General features: G+C 65.7%; 5 protein-coding genes. All 5 read right to left on the bottom strand.

Annotation, left to right across the window (positions count from 1 at the left end):
- Positions 1-5: 5 nt before the first annotated feature.
- On the bottom strand, positions 6-1,775 hold the full coding sequence (locus EN853_RS13590; protein ID WP_127860279.1) for a glucan ABC transporter ATP-binding protein/ permease: 1,770 nt from the start codon (positions 1,773-1,775) through the stop codon (positions 6-8).
- A gap of 373 nt (positions 1,776-2,148) precedes the next feature.
- On the bottom strand, positions 2,149-10,728 hold the full coding sequence (locus tag EN853_RS13585; protein ID WP_127860278.1) for a glucoamylase family protein: 8,580 nt from the start codon (positions 10,726-10,728) through the stop codon (positions 2,149-2,151).
- A gap of 302 nt (positions 10,729-11,030) precedes the next feature.
- A complete protein-coding gene (locus tag EN853_RS13580) occupies positions 11,031-11,585 on the bottom strand; it encodes a HutD family protein (protein ID WP_127860277.1) in 555 nt (184 codons plus the stop codon).
- Positions 11,586-11,590: 5 nt separating this feature from the next.
- Positions 11,591-13,264, bottom strand: a complete 1,674-nt coding sequence (gene hutU, locus EN853_RS13575; RefSeq protein ID WP_189343882.1) for a urocanate hydratase — start codon at positions 13,262-13,264, stop codon at positions 11,591-11,593.
- A 31-nt stretch (positions 13,265-13,295) separates the two neighbouring features.
- Positions 13,296-14,108 (bottom strand): N-formylglutamate deformylase, encoded by an 813-nt coding sequence (gene hutG, locus EN853_RS13570; RefSeq protein WP_127860276.1) that lies wholly within the window; start codon positions 14,106-14,108, stop codon positions 13,296-13,298.
- Between the last annotated feature and the right edge of the window lie 49 nt (positions 14,109-14,157).

Here is a 14,157-nt window from a genome sequence, read left to right as displayed (position 1 = left end):
CGGGCTTACGCCGCTTCGTTGACCGGACGGCTGAGGCGGCGGACTTCCTCGTCGTTGAGCAGGCCGCCGGCGCGCAGCAGGGCGGCGAAGCGGCCGTTGCGCAGCGACAGCTCGGTGAAGCCGCCATATTCGACCACCTTGCCCTTGTCCATGAAGACGACCAGGTCGGCGTCGCGGACCGTGGTCAGGCGGTGGGCGATGATGAAGGTGGTGCGGTCGCGGCGCAGCTCGTCGATCGCTTCCTTGACGCGGTCCTCGGTCTCGACGTCGAGCGCGCTGGTCGCCTCGTCGAGCACCAGGATCGGCGCATCCTTCAGCACGGCGCGGGCAATGGCGATGCGCTGACGCTCGCCGCCCGAGAGCTGGCCGCCGCGCTCACCGACGACAGTGTCGTAGCCGCCGCTCTTCGACAGGATGAAGTCCTGCGCGGCGGCGGCGTCCGCCGCGGCGTGGACCTCGTCATTGCTGGCATCGGCGCGGCCGACGCGGATGTTGTCCTCGATCGAGCGGTTGAGCAGGCCGGCGTCCTGGAAGACGGTGGCGATCGAGTGGCGCAGCGACTTGCGGGTCACCGTGCGGGTGTCGATGCCGTCGATCAGGATGCGGCCGCTGGACGGCGTGAAGACGCGCTGCAGCAGGTTGATGAGCGTCGTCTTGCCAGCGCCAGTCGGCCCGACAATGGCGACCGTCTTGCCAGCCGGCACCTCGAACGACACGTCCTCGATGCCGTGGCCCGAATTGGCGAACTCGAAGCTGACATCCTCGAACCGGACATGGCCGGTGACATTGGTCAACTCGCGCAGGCCGTCCGGCTCGGCGGTGTCGACGGCCGAGTCCTCGAGACGGTAGAAGTCCTCGAGCTTGGCGCGCGCTTCGGAGATCTGGTTGGCGAAAGCCGACATCTGGTCGAGACGGGCGATCAGCATTCCGGCAAAGCCGGTGAAGGCGACGACGTCGCCGACGCGAAGCTGGCCGCGAGTGACGAGATAAGCGCCAATCGAGAGCACGATCATCATCGAGATGGTCGACGACAGGCGGTTCAGCGCATTGGCGACCGCCCACCAGTCGAGCACCGGGTTCTGCGCGTCGAGCAGGTCCTTCACGTAGCGCTTCAACGTAGCGGTCTCATGGCCGATGCGGTTGTAGCTCTGCAGCACGGCGACGTTGCTGACGCTATCGGTCACATGGGCAAACACGGTGTGGTAGTGGCGTTCGACCGCGGTCTGCCCAGACTTGGTGCGGCGCATGACGATCCGGCCGATGCCAACGTAAAGCACGCCGAGGCCAAGCAGCACGACGGACATACGGATGTCCATTGCAAGCGCGGTCGGCACAAGCAGCACCAGCGCGATGGCCGTCGAGAGATGCACGCGCATGAATTCGAGCCACAGGCTGAACAGAGTCTCGACAGCGCGCAGCAGCGTGTGCAGCGAATTGGAAGTGCCGCGCTGATGGTGCCAGGCAAGCGGCATGGTGATGACGCGCTCGAAGGACTGGCACAGCACTTCCGAGCGGCGGGCATGAGCGAAGCGATCGGCGCCCCGCATCACCAGGACGAAGGCGATGACGTTGAAGGCACCGAGAGCGGCCCAGACGACGAGCGTCGAAAACACCGCGCCTTTTTCGGAGATGGTACCGATCACCCGGCCCAACAGGATCGGCTCAAGGATTGCGATCGCAGCAAGCGCGACGTTGGCGCCGCAAATCAGCGCGACCCGCTTCTTGTCGGCCGCCAGATAACCCAGCGCTCTAAAGTAGATCTGCAGAAGTGACACTTCAGCTACTCCGCCAAACTCTTGTCCGTGCCCAATTCCGGAATTGTGCACTGCAGCATTTTTTGACACGTACCGGTTAACGCGTCGCAAAACAATGCCCGTCTATCGCTTCCGTTCCCATTTAGCGAACAAAAGATGACGACGGTGCGAAATCTGACGTGATCACCTAACGGTTTGAGATAAAAGGTGAAAAGTCAGCCTTGCGGCAAAATAATGGCAGCTGCTTCGTGCTGCCACATTTTTAATCACAAGGCGCTTGCTTAGCAGGGGCTAAAGGACCTTGGGGCCGCCGGCGGCGATCTCGCCCAAGTAAAACGCCAAGCGTGGCCACGCCTCCTGGGGGAAGCGCGGCCGTTGAGCCAAACCTTTGATTTTACGCAGGTATCTTGACGACGACCTCTGTCTTCTCGCCAGCCTTCGGCTCAAAAGACCCTGACTTTGTCTTCGAACCATTGACTTCGAGCGCGATCGACTTGGTCTTTTTGTCGCGGACGACGCGAACCTTGATTTCGCCGCCGAACATCTTGAGCGTGGCGGCGTAGCCATCCCAGTGGCCGGGCAGCTTCGGTCTGAACGTGATCTGCTTGCCGCGCCGCTCGATGCCCAGAATTCCCTCGACGGCGGCCCGGTAGAGCCACCCCGCAGAGCCCGTGTACCAGGTCCACCCACCGCGACCGCCCTTGCCCTCGCCGGCGTAGATGTCGGCCGCGACCACGTAAGGCTCGACGCGGTAGTGCTCCGCGGCCTTCTCGTCCGAGGCGTGGTTGACCGGGTTCAGCATCGAGAAGCAGCGATAGGCCTCGTCGGTGCGGCCCATCTCGGCCAGAGCGATCACGAACCAGGTCGCCGCATGGGTGTACTGGCCGCCATTCTCGCGCACGCCCGGCGGATAGCTCTTGATGTAGCCGGGATCGTTCTGGCTGTCCGAGAAAGGCGGCGTGAACAGCTTGACGATCTTGAGCTCGTCGTCGACGAGCATCTTCGTTGCCTGCGCCATGGCCGTGGTCGACCGGGCCGGATCGCCCTCGCCCGACAGCACGCTCCACGATTGGGCGATGGAGTCGATCTTGCATTCATCCGAGTTGCGGGAGCCCAGCGGCGTGCCGTCGTCGAAGCTGCCGCGCCGGTACCATTGGCCGTCCCAGGCGGTACTCTCCAGCGCCCGCTTCAAAACGTCCGCGTGCTTGGTCCAGGCCTGCGCCCGCTTGCTGTCGCCCTGTCCCTTGGCGACAGGAGCGAAGTCGCCCAGCGTCTTCAAGAGGAACCAGCCCAGCCAGACGCTCTCGCCCTTGCCGCCCTCGCCGACACGGTTCATGCCGTCGTTCCAGTCGCCGCCGAGGATCAGCGGCAGGCCGGCGGGACTGCTGCGCTTGATGGCCAGATCGAGCGCCCGCGCGCAGTGGTCGTAGAGCGAAGCCGTGGTCTTGGTGATCTCGGGCGTGAAGAAAGCGTCGTGCTCGCCCTCGCCGAGCTCCTGGCCATCGATGAAGGGCAGTTGCTCCTTGAGGATCGCCACGTCGCCCGTCACCTCGACGTAGCGGGCGGTGGCGTGCGCCAGCCAGACCACATCGTCCGAGATCATGGTGCGCACGCCGGCGTCGGTGCGCGGCAGCCACCAGTGCTGGACGTCGCCCTCCGGGAACTGCCGGCGCGCGGCGTTGAGGATCTGGTCGCGCGCCAGCTTCGGATCGTGCGCCAGCAGAGCCAGCGTGTCCTGCAGCTGATCGCGGAAGCCGAAGGCGCCGCTCGCCTGGTAGAAGGCCGAGCGCGCGCGGATGCGGCAGGCCAGGCTCTGGTAAGGCAGCCAATGGTTGACCATGGCGTTGAGCGCCTCGTCGGGCGTCTCGACCTGGATGGTATCGAGGAAGCCGCGCCAGACGCGCTCGTTGTCGGCCAGGCGTTGATCGAAATCCTTGCCGCGATGGGTTTGCACCAGCGCGCTCGCCTCGGAGGCCGTGGCGGCGTCACCGAGCAGCCAGAGCAGCGTCACGTCGCCGCCGGCCGGAATCTCGATGTCGCTGGCGATCACGGCACAGGGATCGTCGCCGGCCTCGACGCGGCCGGACAAGCCAACCCCGCCGAGCACGGCCTGCGGAAATTCCGTCGTCCCGTGCCTGCCGATGAACTCCGTGCGGTCGGCGGTCACGGAGTTGACCGGCGCCGTCGCGGCAAGGAAAGCCACCCGCTCGCCGAAATCGAGGCCATAGGGGTTCTGCGCCAGCATGGCGCCTGTTGCCGCGTCCCGTGCGGGCACGATGGTCGCTGCCGTGCGAGAACGATGGCCGCCGAGCACCCATTCGGCATAGGCATAGACGCGCAGCCTTGCCGGCGCCGGGCCGCCATTCTGGATGCGCAGGCGGGTGATCTTGACCGGATCCACGGGGTCGACCACCTGCGTCAGGTCCATCGACAGCGGCCCCCGCTTCGAGCGGAAGGTGGAAAAGCCCTGGCCGTGCCAGGTCTCGTAGGTCATCGAGGGATCGCGCACCACCGCGGCCATCGGCGAGAACGCCTTGCCGCTCAACTGATCGTAGATATAGAAGCCCTCGCCCGGCCGGTTCGACACCGGGTCGTTCGACCACGGCGTCAACTGGTAGTCGCGGCTGTTGCGGCTCCAGGTGAAGCCGGCGCCCTCCGACGAGACGTGGAAGCCGAAGGAGGCGTTGGAGATGACGTTGATCCAGGGCTGCGGCGTCGTGCGGCGGCCGGTCAGCCGCGTCACGTAGTGGCGGCCGCCGCCGTCGAAGCCGCCGAAGCCGTTCCAGAGGCTGAGACCGGTGCCGTCGGCGGCGATGTCGGCTCCCCCCTGGCTTGCCGGCGTCGGTTCGGGCAATGGCGGCAGGGGCTGGCGGGTCGGAATGCCCTCCGCCTGCTGCAAGGCGTCACGGGCCTGCAATGCCGCCGTCTCGGCGCGTTCGAGCTGGTCGAAGATGGTGCCGTTGCGCGTGTGGAGCGCGACGCGCGCGACCGACAGCAGGGTCTTGTAGGTCGGCTCGTCCATCAGGTCGCGGCGCACGGCGAAGATGTGCTGGCGGGGGCCGAGCTCGCGCCCGCGCAGGCGGCTGTTCTCGCACAGCGTCTCCACCGCGCGTTGCAGGTCCTGCACGTAGGAGGACGCCTGCTCGTTGACGACGACGAAGTCGATCATCATGCCGCGGGCGCGCATGTATTCCTGGAAACGCAGCGCCTGGGCGACGATCTCGAGGTCGGCGACGTCGCCGATGCGCACCAGGAAGATCGGGAAATCGCCGGAGATGCTGGTCGGCCACAGGCTCGACTGGCGGCCAAGGCCGGAGGCGATGGATTCGGCCGGCAGGCGCAGGAACGGATCGGGATAGATCAGGTAGCGCGCCAGCTGCTGCACATTGGCGGCGTCGGTCAGGCTGAGGCCGAGATGGCGCGTCTGCACCTGGCTGCGCGTCCATGCGAGCATGGCCTGGCGGGCAAAGCTCTCCTGGTGGTCGAGGCGAGCGATCGCCTCGTCCAGCTCGCCGCGGTTGGCGCCGACGACGGTCCAGAAGGTCAGCGAGATCTTCTTGTTTGCCGGCACCCGCACCTGGCGGCGGAGCGCCGCCACCGGGTCGAGCGTGAAGCCGTGGCTGCCGGACAGCCTGACACCGGGATCGAAGGCCACGGCATCGGCGATGGTGCGGCCGCGACCGATGAAGGCGCGCCGGTCCGTCTCGGCCTCCGCGTCGCGCGACGGTCCCGACGGATCGGTGACGAAATGCACCATGGTGAAGTCGGGCTCGTTCTTGTCGCGCTTGCGCCTGGTGGCGAAGATGGCGCCGTTGTTGGCCGCGATCTCGGTCTCGACGAACATCTTCGAGAACGCCGGATGGGCGTTGTCCGAGGCTTCATTACCCAGCACCAGCTCGGCAAATGAGGTCACCTCGATATACCGGTCGGTGGCGCCGTCATTGTAGAGCGTGATGCGGCGACCCTCGCCATTGCCTTCCGAAATCACGATGCATTCGACTTCCGAACGCAGCGAGCCGACCGACTTGGTGAAGTTCGCCTTGTCGTCGGCAAACAGCGTCTGCACGCGCTCGTTCTCGGCGCGCTTCGGTTCGGCGGTCGCCGACCACCAGTCGCCGGTCGCGGTGTCGCGCAGGAAGATGTAGGAACCGAGGCGGTCCTCGCTCGGGTCCGGCTGCCAGCGGGTCACGGCGAGCTCGCCGAAGCGGCTGTAGCCGGAGCCTGTTGCGGAGACCATGACCGAGTAACGCCCGTTCGACATGACATTGGTGGCGCGCAGCGCCTTGATCGGATCGAGGATGATGCGGGTGTCCGGGCTCTCCGTCTCGGTTTCGTCCTTGGCGCGCTCGTCGGCTTCGGTCCTCACGGTGGCGGCCGGGATATCGCGCGGAGCCTTCTCCTGCAGGAGAAGTTCCGCCGATTCGATCACCGGATCGCTGTGGAAGCGTTCGCGCAGCCGGCCCTCGAAGATGGCATCCGCCACGGCGGCGATCGACATGCCGGAATGGTGGGCCATGTAGTTCTGGACGACGGCGTGGTCGGTGCCTTCCGGTACGCGCTGCGGCGTGAAATCGACCGCGTCGTAAAAGCCGTGGCGGCCGAGCGCGCCGATCGAGCGCAGATGCATCAGGTTCAGCACCGCCTCGCGCGGGTAGAACTGCGCCGCCAGGATCGTAGCGTAAGGGGCGATCACGGTGTTCTGGCCGAGGCCGCGCTTCAGGCCAAGGCCGGGCACGCCGAAATTGGTGTACTGGTAGGTGAGCTCGCGGTCGCGGGCATTGTAGGCCGCTTCCGAAATGCCCCAGGGCACGTTCTTCGAGCGCGCATACTGGATCTGGCGCCTTATGATGAGCTTGCTGGTCTGGTTGAGGATCGAGCCCGGCGCCTCCTTCATCACCAGCGGCGGCATCAGATACTCGAACATCGAGCCCGACCAGGACATCAGCGCGCCCCGGAAGCCGATCTCGACGATCGGACGGCCGAGCCTGAACCAGTGCTCCGTCGGCAGGTCGCCCTTGGCGATGCCGAACAGGCTGGTCAGCCGCGCCTCGGAGGCAAGCAGGTCGTAGCAGCTCTCGTCGAGCTGGTGCTCCTCGACGCGGTAGCCGATCGACAAAAGCTTGCGCTCCTGCCGCATCAGGAAGGAGAAATCCATCTCGAAGGCATAGCGGCGGCAGCGTTGGCGCAGCGCGAGCAGCTTGGCGCGCAGCGCCGAGACGGCGCTTTCGTCATTGTGCGAATCGTGCACATGCGCCTCGCAGGTCGCCTCCAGCCTTTCGGCCCAATCGGCGATGACATCGCTCTTGGGCGACGCCACCTCGGTGTGGATGGCGGTGGCGAGCTTGCGGATCTCGCCGGCGAGCACCGCGAGGTTGATGGTGCGGATCGAAGCCATCTCGGGCTGCGCCTTGATGGTCATCACCGCGCGGCGCATGCCGTCGAGACGATCGGAGAGTCGCTGGCGCAGCGGCCTGAGCTGCCGGCGGTCGTCGGGCAGTTCCTCCAGGCTCTCGTCGAGGATGGTGACGGTGTCGAGGATACCCTCGAAATCGCCCTGCAGGTGGACCGAAGGAGCTTCGGCCCATTCGGCGCAAGCCGCGGCCACCGCGACCAGATGGCCGGCGAGGTTGCCGCTGTCGACCGCCGAGATATAGAGCGGATAGAGCGGCTTCAGCGTCGTGGTGTCGTACCAGTTGTAGAGATGCCCGCGGTCGCGCGGCATGTTCTCGATGGTGGTCATCGTGGCGTCGATGCGGGTGATGGCATCCGACAGGCTGATCCAGCCGAAATCGCGCGCGGACACCACCGAGAGCAGATAGACGCCGATATTGGTCGGCGAGGTGCGCGGCGCCACCACGGGCGCCGGGCTTTCCTGGAAATTGTCCGGCGGCAGATGGTGATGCTCGGCCGTCACGAAGGTCTCGAAATAGTGCCAGGTGCGGCGCGCCACCGTGCGCAGCGCGTGCACGTCGGCGGCCGAGATGCGCAGCCGATCTTCGGTCTCGGCCGAGCGGCTGATCCAGCAGGCGACGGCGGGCGAGCCGATCCAGAAAATCGCGAAGAAGAAGGCAACGAACGCGCCGGTGGAATCGGCCAGCACCGGAACGGCAAGACCGACCACACCGATGATCACGGCGCCGTACATCATACTGTAATGGGAGCCGAGATCGCTGCCGCCGGCCTTGTGCGCCTGTGAGGCGGTGCGCCACTCGAGAAGGTTCTGGCGGCTGACGAAGAGCCTGTAGAGCGTGCGGATGATGGCGTCGCCCATCATCCAGGCGAGATGCGCCATCAAAAGCACCTTCAGCGCCACCAGCGCGGTGCCGAACACGGTGTCGCGCGCGAGCGCCGAGAAATGGCCGCGCGGGGTCTGGTCGCCACTCTTCGGCAGGATGCCGTTCACGATGTCGAAAGTGGGCGCCATGAACAGGCTGAGGATCAACAGCGCCTGCCACTGCGCGGCCTGCGTGAAGGGCAGCAGCGTCCAGCCGGCGATACAGGCCATCACCCAGAAGATCGGGGTCAGCGAGCGGCGCAGATTGTCGACCATCTTCCAGCGCGACAGCGCCGGCACGCCGGAGCGTGGGTCGAACATGAAGCCGAGCAACTGCCAGTCGCCGCGCGCCCAGCGATGGTGGCGCGAGGCGTCGACCGAATATCGGGTCGGATAGTCCTCGACCAGTTCGACGTCGGTGACAAGCGCCGCACGCGCCAGCGCGCCTTCGAGCAGATCGTGGCTGAGGATGGTGTTTTCCTCGATGCGGTCCTTCAGCGCCGCTTCGAAGGCATCGACATGGTAGAGGCCTTTGCCGGTGAAAGAGCCGTCGCCGAAGACATCCTGATAGAGGTCGGAAACGGCGAAGACGTACGGGTCGAGGCCGCGATTGGCCGAGAAGACGCGCTGGAAGAACGAGGCGTCGTCGCCGCTGGTGAGCGAGGCGGTGATGCGCGGCTGAAGGATGGTGTAGCCGGCGGTCACGACGCGCTTCAACGGGTCGAAATGCGGGCGATTCAGCGGATGCGCGAGCTTGCCGACCAGGCTCGAGACGGCGTCGCGCGTGGTGCGCGTGTCGGCGTCGAGGGTCATCACGTAAGTGGTCTTTTCCGGCAGCGGAACGTCGAGTGGCAGGAAGGTCGTGTCGCTGTCGCCGCGCAGCAGGAGATTGAGCTCGTGCAGCTTGCCCCGCTTGCGCTCCCATCCCATCCAGCAGCCCTGCGCCTGGTTGTAGAGCCGGCGGCGGTGCAGAAGATAGAAGCGCGGCGCGCCTTCGGACGGATAGCGGGCGTTCAACCTGGCGATCTCGTCGCGCGCATATTGCAGGATCTCGATGTCGGCGGCGTCGATCTCGGTCTTGGAATCGGGCCAGTCGGACAGCAGCGCGAAATGGATCTCTTCCGCCGTGTTGGCGAGGTGATGCACCTCGATGTTGCGGATATTTTCCTCGACGTCGTCGCGTGAACCGATCAGCGAGGGCACCACGACCAGCGTGCGCGCTTCGGCGGGAATACCGTGCTTGAAGTCGTAGCCGACGAGACGTGTCGGCTTGAGGAAGAGCGCCACGACCGTGTTGAAGAACGCCAATGCGCCTTCGCTCGCCGGCACCGCGAACAGGGCCAGCATCAGCGTGATCGACTCCGTCGAGAGCCCGAGATGGGCCAGCGCATTGCCGGACAGCACAAGCAGCAGCACCGTCAGCAGGAAGACCGGCACGACGATGCCCAGCCAGCCGGTAGCGGCAAAGGCCCGCTTGAAGGTCACATGGAAGGGGGGCCGATAGCCGATCGCCTCTTCCAGCTCCGGCCGACGCGGCCCGACCAGGAAGAAGCCGACATCGGTATGCACCGCGGGGTCGGCGGTTTCGGGAACACCGGATGCGTCGGTGACGCCGGGAACATGGCCGGCAAGCTCGATCGCTTTTTCGGCGACGCGGAATTCGGACAGCTCGGAGCGGCGCGCGAGCTGCTCGATCGCGGTGCGGTACTGGTCGCGCGAGAAGAAATCGAGCGCGGCGAAATCGGTCTTCTCGCGCAGCAGCGTGTCGATGCGGCTGACGCCCTCGAACCAGACCGTCCAGTCGACGTCGTTGATGAGGCGCAGGCCGCGGATGATGTTGCCGGTGGTGACATTGCCGCTGGACAGCGTCTGATGCTCGGAGATGATGATCTCCTCGGCGTCGGAGCCGGTCTTCTCGAGCTCGCCCTCCAGCCATTCCAGCGCCCGGCCCGCATTCTGCGAGCCGTCGCGCAGGCGATAGAGAAGCTGGGTGGCGAAAGTCGTGTCCTGCGCATGCGCGACGTAGGTCGACAGGATCCTGGTCCGGTCGGCGTTGTCGTCGGTCGCCAGCACCCGATTGGCGACCTCGTTGGCGATCTGGCGCATCTGCCTGGTGCGGTTGACGCGCACCGCGATACGGCGAAGGTTTTCGATCAGCACGAAGCGCAGCAGCGACGGCAGCGCCCAGAGCTCGCCGATCTTCAGCGGCTCGACCGACTGAAAGCCCTCGACGATCGCCTTGAACATGGTCGCCGAGACCGCGCTGTCGGAATGCTCGACATAGCTCCACGCAACGACGAAGGCGCGAGGCAACACGGTGCCGTCGGCAAGCTTGAGCGTCGGCAACTGGCGGTAGAAACGGCGCGGCAGATCGCGCTTGACCTGGAAGATGGTTTCCTCGACCAGATAATTGTTGTCGAGCAGCCATTGCGCGGCGGGCGTGATCGTTTCGCCCTTGGCCTGCGCGGCATTGGTCGAACGATAGACCTCGAGAATCTTCTTGGCGCTGTCGCGGATGCGGGCCTGAAACTCGAATGAGGAGAACCCGAAGAGGTCCCTGACTTCGCCCTTGGCGAGCGCGGCGCCCAGCGCCCGCAGCCGGTCCTCAGGCAGGAAATTGGAGCGTATCGGCGCTTCCGTCACGCTCGGGAAGCCGGCGCTCGTGAGTTCGATCTTGGCGGGGTTCGTCTGAATGTTCATTGAATATTCCGTAAGGCGGGCGCGATGCGGCGTCACCGCCACGGCAATGGCCCTAAAACCGGTTCAAATGCAATTGGTTGCATCGCAGGTCCGGTCGAAAGTTTAATTGCGCTCCATGACCGGGGCGGCCCCTTTCGACAACTCAAGGGCGAACGCCCCTCGCTTCCCTGCCCCGGTTCCGATCAGGGAAAGGATTCAGGCTTTTTCGTGATGCATGCAAGTGGCCGGGCGATATTTCGCCCGCGCCGCGATCATGTTTGGCAACAGCCGTTAACCGTTCGCCGCGGTGGCGTGCAGGCGGATCACAAAAAGCGTCCCTGCCCTTCAGGCCGCAACCGCAATTCCGGGCCGGTCCGGTCGCGGAGGAGTGTGTCGAGCGGGCCGAGACTCTCGACGCTATCGGCAAAGACCTTCACGCCGCCACCGACCGGGAGAATGAGCGTCGTGCCGGCACTCTGCTCAATCCGCATTTCACCCGAGAGCCACAGGCGCTCGACGCTGTGGGTCATGCGGCCGCGGCGGGTCATGACGTTGAGGTCGGTGATCGGACCGCCGATCAGGGTGGCGCCGGTCGGCACATCGCCCGGAAAGGAAAGCGGCGCCGAGGCTGCGGTCAGCCGCGAAGCGGGCCGGCCGGCGATATCGAGCACGATGCCCTCGCCTTCGAGCACCGACAGCGTGCGGTCGATGCCGGCGAAGCTAGAGAAGGGCCCGCTCGTCTCGACGCGGGCCATCGAGATGCGCCAGTCGAAATCGTCGAGCCCGGCACCGTCAGGCGAAACGGCGATCTCGGTGGTCGTGCCGCCGCCATTCTTCCACGGCATGACGCGGTAGCCGGCGGCACGAAGGATGCGCATCGCTTTTAGCCCAATATGCCCGGCAGGTTGAGCTGGTGCTCCCTCGCACACTCAATGGCGATGTCGTAGCCGGCATCGGCATGGCGCATGACGCCGGTAGCCGGATCGTTCCACAGCACGCGCTCCAGCCGCCTTGCGGCTTCAGGCGTGCCGTCGGCGACGATCACCATGCCGGCGTGCTGCGAGAAGCCCATGCCCACGCCGCCGCCATGGTGCAGCGACACCCAGGTGGCGCCGGACGCGGTGTTGAGCAGCGCATTGAGCAGCGGCCAGTCGGAAATGGCGTCGGAGCCGTCCTTCATCGCTTCGGTCTCGCGGTTTGGCGAAGCGACCGAGCCCGAATCGAGATGGTCGCGGCCGATGACGACCGGCGCCTTGAGCTCGCCCTTTGCCACCATCTCGTTGAAGGCGAGGCCGAGGCGATGGCGGTCGCCGAGGCCGACCCAGCAGATACGCGCCGGCAGGCCCTGGAACGAGATGCGCTCGCGCGCCATGTCGAGCCAGTTGTGCAGATGGGTGTTGCCGTGGGTGAGCTCGCGCACCTTGGCATCGGTCTTATAGATATCTTCAGGATCGCCGGAGAGCGCGGCCCAGCGGAATGGGCCGATGCCGCGGCAGAACAGCGGACGGATATAGGCCGGCACGAAGCCGGGGAAGGCAAAAGCGTTCTCAAAACCTTCGTCCTTGGCGACCTGGCGGATGTTGTTGCCATAGTCGAGCGTCGGCACGCCGGCGTTCCAGAACGCCACCATCGCCTCGACATGCTCGCGCATCGAGGCGCGGGCGGCCTTCTCCACCGCCTTCGGGTCGCTGACGCGCTTCTCGCGCCACTCGGCCATGGTCCAGCCCTTCGGCAGGTAGCCGTTGATGGGATCGTGCGCCGACGTCTGGTCGGTGAGGATGTCGGGGCGGATGCCGCGCCTGAACATCTCCGGCACGATCTCGGCCGCGTTGCCGAGCAGGCCGACCGATTTCGCCTCGCCGGCCCTGGTCCAGCGCTCGATCATCTCCATCGCCTCTTCGAGCGTCTCGGCCTTCTCGTCGAGATAGCGGGTGCGCAGGCGGAAATCGATCGAGTCCGGATTGCATTCGATGGCGAGGCAAGAAGCCCCAGCCATGACGGCGGCCAGCGGCTGGGCGCCGCCCATGCCGCCGAGACCGCCGGTCAGGAGCCACTTGCCCTTGAGGTTGCCGCCATAATGCTGGCGACCGGCCTCGACAAAGGTCTCGTACGTGCCCTGCACGATGCCTTGCGTGCCGATATAAATCCATGAGCCGGCCGTCATTTGGCCGTACATCATCAGGCCCTTCCTATCGAGCTCGTTGAATTTCTCCCAGGTCGCCCAATGCGGCACGATGTTGGAATTGGCGATCAGGACGCGCGGCGCATCCTTGTGGGTGCGGAAGACGCCGACCGGCTTGCCGGACTGCACCAGAAGCGTCTCGTCCTCGCCGAGCGTCTTCAGCGAAGCCGCGATGCGGTCGAAATCGTTCCAGGTGCGTGCCGCCCGGCCGATGCCGCCATAGACGACGAGCTCGTTCGGGTTCTCGGCGACCTCGGGATCGAGGTTGTTCATCAGCATGCGCAGCGGCGCTTCCGTCGTCCAGTAGCGGGCGTTCAGCTTGTCGCCGCGCGGCGCGCGGACTTCGCGGATGTTGTGGCGAGGATCGGTCATCATTGTCCCTTTCAAGCGAGGCGGGCGGCGCGAGTCAGCGGCCTGCCCAGCCGATGGCGGTTTCGAGGATGGTTTTCAGCGTGGCGCGGATCGGCGCGGCGTAGCTTGCGTCGTAGGGCACCGGCCAATTTTCCGGCGCGCCCTTTTCCGCGGGCTCGCGCATGTAGCCGCGGTTGGACAGCTCCATCTGCAACGCATGGACGCCGTTTTGCGGCTGGCCGAAGCTGCGCGTGATCCAGCCGCCCTTGAAGCGGCCGTTGACGATCCAGCTCTCGCCGGTCGCGGCGAGGATGGCGGCCACCTTTTCCTGCAGCGAAGGATCAGTGCTCTTGCCGTCATTGGTGCCGAGATTGAAGACCGGCAGCGTGCCTTCGAACAGCCGCGGCAGCACCGAGCGGATCGAATGGCAATCGTAGAGCACGATGTTCTCGTGCATGCCGCGCAGCCGGTCGATCTCGGCCTGAAGAGCGGCGTGGTAGGGCGCAAAGTAATTCTCTCGGCGCTGGTCGACCTCGGAGGGCGTCGGCTCCTCGCCCATGCGGTAGAGCGGATCGCCGTCGAACGTGTCCGTCGGGCACAAAGCGGTCGTCGCCTGTCCAGGATAGAGCGAGACGCCGGAAGGGTCGCGGTTGACGTCGATGACGGTGCGCGAGATGGCGGTGTGGACGACCGTCGCGCCAAGGTCGGTGGCGAAATCGTAGAGCTTGTCGATCCACCAGTCGCAATCGCGGCGGCCGAGCCAGGTCGAGACCAGCCGGCTGTCGAGGCCGGCAAGATCAGTGCCGGTATGCGGGATGGAGACCAGCAGCGGTGCCGTCCCGCGGGTGACAGTGAGCCAGGAGGTCATGAGAAATCTCCCAGCACTGGAGTTCTACGGCGGTCTATCAATAAACACC

It is taken from the genome of Mesorhizobium sp. M1C.F.Ca.ET.210.01.1.1 (genome assembly GCF_004791585.1).
GTDB lineage: Bacteria > Pseudomonadota > Alphaproteobacteria > Rhizobiales > Rhizobiaceae > Mesorhizobium.
The sequence above is the reverse complement of the archived record's forward strand: the minus strand, read 5'-3'. Positions and strand labels throughout refer to the sequence as shown.

What these genes read in the sequence shown, in the direction of transcription:
- EN853_RS13585 (WP_127860278.1), bottom strand. Translation starts at nt 10,728, where the DNA reads ATGAACATTCAGACGAACCCCGCCAAGATCGAACTCACGAGCGCCGGC.
- EN853_RS13580 (WP_127860277.1), bottom strand. Translation starts at nt 11,585, where the DNA reads ATGCGCATCCTTCGTGCCGCCGGCTACCGCGTCATGCCGTGGAAGAAT.
- hutU (WP_189343882.1), bottom strand. Translation starts at nt 13,264, where the DNA reads ATGATGACCGATCCTCGCCACAACATCCGCGAAGTCCGCGCGCCGCGC.
- hutG (WP_127860276.1), bottom strand. Translation starts at nt 14,108, where the DNA reads ATGACCTCCTGGCTCACTGTCACCCGCGGGACGGCACCGCTGCTGGTC.